This is a genomic window from Hyphomonas sp. UBA3601 (assembly GCF_002375605.1).
GTDB lineage: Bacteria > Pseudomonadota > Alphaproteobacteria > Caulobacterales > Hyphomonadaceae > Hyphomonas.
Genome location: NZ_DFME01000092.1, coordinates 23,404 through 26,817 on the forward strand (window position 1 = coordinate 23,404; position 3,414 = coordinate 26,817).

Sequence of the window (3,414 nt, forward strand, 5' to 3'; positions counted from 1 at the left end):
GCCTTCCCGAATTTCACAGACACCGCGCCCGAGGAATCCGCGCCACGCTCCATCGACATGTCGGCGCCCGGCCTGCCGCTGTCAGACATCACGCTCGACCGGGTAAAGAAGGTCGGCGCTCCCCTCGCCGGACGCGGCGCCATTCCGCCCCAACATCTCGACGTGCATGGGCGCATGCAGCCCTATTGGATGATCGGGCGCACCTCGGATTCAGTGCCAAACATTCTCTACAATTGGCGCAAGCGAGTGGCCGACACGGCAGGCGATCTGCGCATGGGTGCTGCAGTATTGGAATACAGGCTCCGCTACCATGCGATGCCCGTCGCCGGTGATTTGTATGAGCTCTACACCTCATTTGGCGGCGCCTCTGGAAAGACGCACAATCTGATTCACTGGATGATGGATCCGGCCAAAGGTACGCCTTGGGCCACCATGCAGGCGACCGCTATCACGCTGGATCTCGACGCGCGCAAGGCCATCCCAGCGCCGCCCGAAATGATAAGTGAGCTGACCGAGATGGCGGCGCCCGGCCTTGAAATCTAGGCTTCCTTGGCGATGATATCTGCCACAGCCGGAATATCCTTCAGGTTCAATCCGGCGATATTGATGCGTCCCGAATTTGGCATGTAAAGACCACTCTTTTCACGCATCGCGGTGATGCCGTCCTTCGACAGCGGCAGCTGGCTGAACATGCCATTCTGGTTGGCCACGGCGGCAAGCCGGTTGGAACCGGTCTTCTCGACCAGCGCCTCGGCAAGCGCCTTGCGCAGCGAGATCATCCGTTCACGCATCTGCGTCAGTTCGGCCTCCCATTCGGCGCGTAGGTCTGCATTGTTCAGGATGGTGGCAACAATCGCTGCGCCATGCGCTGGCGGCATGGAATAGCTCGCTCGCGCCAGCGCTGCGACATGTGTTGACGCCGCCGCGATGCCCTCAGCCGACTCGCCCACGGCAAGGAAACAGCCTGCGCGCTCGCGGTACAGGCCGAAATTCTTTGAGCAGGAATAGGAGACCAGCGCTTCGCCCGCTGCCTCGATGAACGCGCGCACGCCTTTGACGTCTTCGTCCAGCCCCTTCGCAAAGCCGTGATAGGCAACGTCCAGCATCGCGATCAGGCCCTTGCTTTTCACTAGCGCTCCGACTTTTTTCCAGTCCTCGATGGTCAGGTCGATGCCGGTTGGGTTGTGGCAAGGTCCCTGGATGATGATGCCATCCCCGCGTTCGGCCTTTTCGATGCCCGCCAGCATGGCAGCAAGATCAAGCTCACCCGTCTCCGGATCAGCATAAGGATACTCGGCAACGTCCAGTCCCATGAAGCGCACGACGTTCGGATGGTTGGGCCAGGTCGGGTTCGACACCCAGACCGTCTTGACGCCCATCCGGCTCATAAGGCCGGTGCCAAGGAACAGTGCGCCACATCCGCCCGGTGCGGTGAACGACAGCGTACGCCCTTCTTGGGTAGCGGCCGCCCCTTCCCCGAACACGAAGCCTTCGATAGCGACGCAATAGTCGGTATTGCCGCGCGGCCCTTCATATACCTTTGTGGTCTGGGATTTCAGGATCAGCGCCTCGGCTTTGGCCACGGCCGACATCACCGGGGTTTCGCCCTTGTCATTCTTGTAGACGCCGACACCCAGGTCGAATTTTTCATCGCGTGGATCTTCGCGATAAGCCGTCATCAGGCCGAGAAGTGCATCCGCCGGCATGGGTGTCAGGGTCGAGAATTGGGACATATTGGAAATCCGTTTGTTCTGGGAAGTCGCGCCGGACCCTATGCAGTTGTGGATGCCACGGCAACCGCCACGTACGGAACCGATTGTCGCGTCGGGGCTTTACTCCTCAGATACAGAAAGGCCCCTGATGACCCACCACGCCAATACCGCCCTCGAATGGCTCATGCGGGCCGGATATGGGGCGCGAGGCATGGTTTACCTGATCGTAGGCGGGCTCGCTTTTTTTGCAGCCCTGAATGGCGGCGAGGCCGAAGGCACCTCCGGCGCGCTGAACTTCCTGATCCGCCAGCCTTTTGGTGCCGTGCTGCTGGCCATTACGGCCGCCGGCCTTTTCGCCTACACACTCTGGCGACTAGTGGACGGCATCATGGACCTCGAAAATGAAGGCGATGATGCCGAAGGCTACGCCAATCGCGCAGGTCAGATCATGTCAGGCCTGACCCATGCTGCCCTCGGCGTCTCGGCCATCCTCATCCTGATGAAGGGCGCGCAGGCGAGCGGCAACGATTCCTCCGCCGAGAATTGGAGCGCATCCCTGATGCAGCACCCGGGAGGTCGACTGGTCGTTATCACTGCTGGAATCACGACGCTAAGCGTTGCCATCTACCTGTTCGTGAAATCGTGGAAGGCGGCTCACCGCAAAGATATCGTCCGCAAGGAAATGGCGGAGAAGCTCGAGCCCGTCGTCCGCTTCGGTCTTGCCGCACATGGCTTCGTCCTGCTGATTGTTGGTGGTCTGATCCTCACCGCTGGCATAACCGCCAACCCGGAACATGCCGCCGGCCTTGGCGAAGCACTGCGCATTCTGGAGACACAGACGTTCGGACGCATCCTGCTCGCGCTCGCAGGGGCTGGCCTTGCAGGCTTCGCGGTCTATTGCTTCGTGATGGCGCGCTATCGCATCGTGCCCAAACTGTCAGGCGACGCACTCTAGGCGCGCGCCGACTGTCAGTTCATTGTGATTAGTCGACCAGTGTGGCTTCGGTTTTCGACTTCAGCTCGTCCAGCGTTACGTCCGGCGCGAGTTCGACGATTTTCAGGCCGCCCTCGACCACGTCCATCACGCAAAGATCGGTGATGATCCGGTCGACCACTTTCAGGCCGGTCAGGGGCAGCGTGCATTCCTTCAGGATCTTGGACTCGCCGCGCTTGTTCGCATGATCGGAGATCACCACGACACGACCGACACCAGCCACAAGGTCCATCGCACCGCCCATGCCCTTGACCAGCTTGCCGGGGATCATCCAGTTCGCCAGGTCGCCATTCTCAGCCACTTCCATCGCGCCCAGGATCGCCATGGCGATCTTGCCACCCCGGATCATGCCGAAGCTGGTAGCGCTGTCGAAGTAGGCTGTCTGGGGAAGCTCGGTAATCGTCTGCTTGCCAGCATTGATCAGGTCCGCGTCTTCTTCGCCCTCATAGGGAAACGGTCCCATGCCCAGCATGCCGTTTTCCGATTGCAGCGTGACGTTGACGCCGTCCGGAATATGGTTCGCCACCAGCGTCGGAATGCCGATGCCGAGGTTCACATACATGCCGTCTTCAAGTTCCTGCGCGGCCCGCGCCGCCATCTGGTTACGATCCCAAGGCATCAGGCACTCTCCTTCTTGCGGACAGTCCGCTGTTCAATCCGCTTTTCGAATTCGCCCTGCACAAGACGGTGCACATAAATGCCCGGCAG

4 protein-coding genes and 1 pseudogene are annotated in these 3,414 nt (G+C 60.6%); 2 read left to right on the forward strand and 3 right to left on the reverse strand.

Translation table 11 applies throughout. The features are described from left to right. Positions 1–543: thioesterase family protein (locus B4F73_RS09495; protein WP_290483101.1), on the forward strand; the 543-nt coding region annotated here is incomplete at its 5' end. Here the strand turns inward: B4F73_RS09495 and B4F73_RS09500 are convergent. Continuing rightward, the gene (locus tag B4F73_RS09500) at positions 540–1,733 is read right to left on the reverse strand and encodes an aromatic amino acid transaminase (RefSeq protein WP_290483102.1); all 1,194 of its coding nucleotides are present in this window, start codon (positions 1,731–1,733) and stop codon (positions 540–542) included. The genes B4F73_RS09495 and B4F73_RS09500 overlap by 4 nt on opposite strands. A 127-nt stretch (positions 1,734–1,860) precedes the next feature. Between B4F73_RS09500 and B4F73_RS09505 the strand changes: the two genes are divergently transcribed. Then, positions 1,861–2,667 carry a DUF1206 domain-containing protein gene (locus tag B4F73_RS09505; RefSeq protein WP_290478688.1) on the forward strand — a complete coding sequence of 269 codons (807 nt, stop codon included), beginning with the start codon at positions 1,861–1,863 and terminating at the stop codon, positions 2,665–2,667. 28 nt (positions 2,668–2,695) lie between these two features. On the opposite strand, the gene B4F73_RS09510 is transcribed toward B4F73_RS09505, so the two are convergent. Further along, positions 2,696–3,325 (reverse strand): CoA transferase subunit B, encoded by a 630-nt coding sequence (locus B4F73_RS09510; RefSeq protein WP_290483103.1) that lies wholly within the window; start codon positions 3,323–3,325, stop codon positions 2,696–2,698. After that, positions 3,325–3,414, reverse strand: a pseudogene (locus B4F73_RS16755) (succinyl-CoA--3-ketoacid-CoA transferase); the annotation flags it as partial. The gene B4F73_RS09510 and the pseudogene B4F73_RS16755, both read right to left, overlap by 1 nt.

Coding starts and splice junctions, on each gene's coding strand:
- B4F73_RS09505 (WP_290478688.1), top strand. CDS start 1,861: ATGACCCACCACGCCAATACCGCCCTCGAATGGCTCATGCGGGCCGGA.
- B4F73_RS09510 (WP_290483103.1), bottom strand. CDS start 3,325: ATGCCTTGGGATCGTAACCAGATGGCGGCGCGGGCCGCGCAGGAACTT.
- B4F73_RS09500 (WP_290483102.1), bottom strand. CDS start 1,733: ATGTCCCAATTCTCGACCCTGACACCCATGCCGGCGGATGCACTTCTC.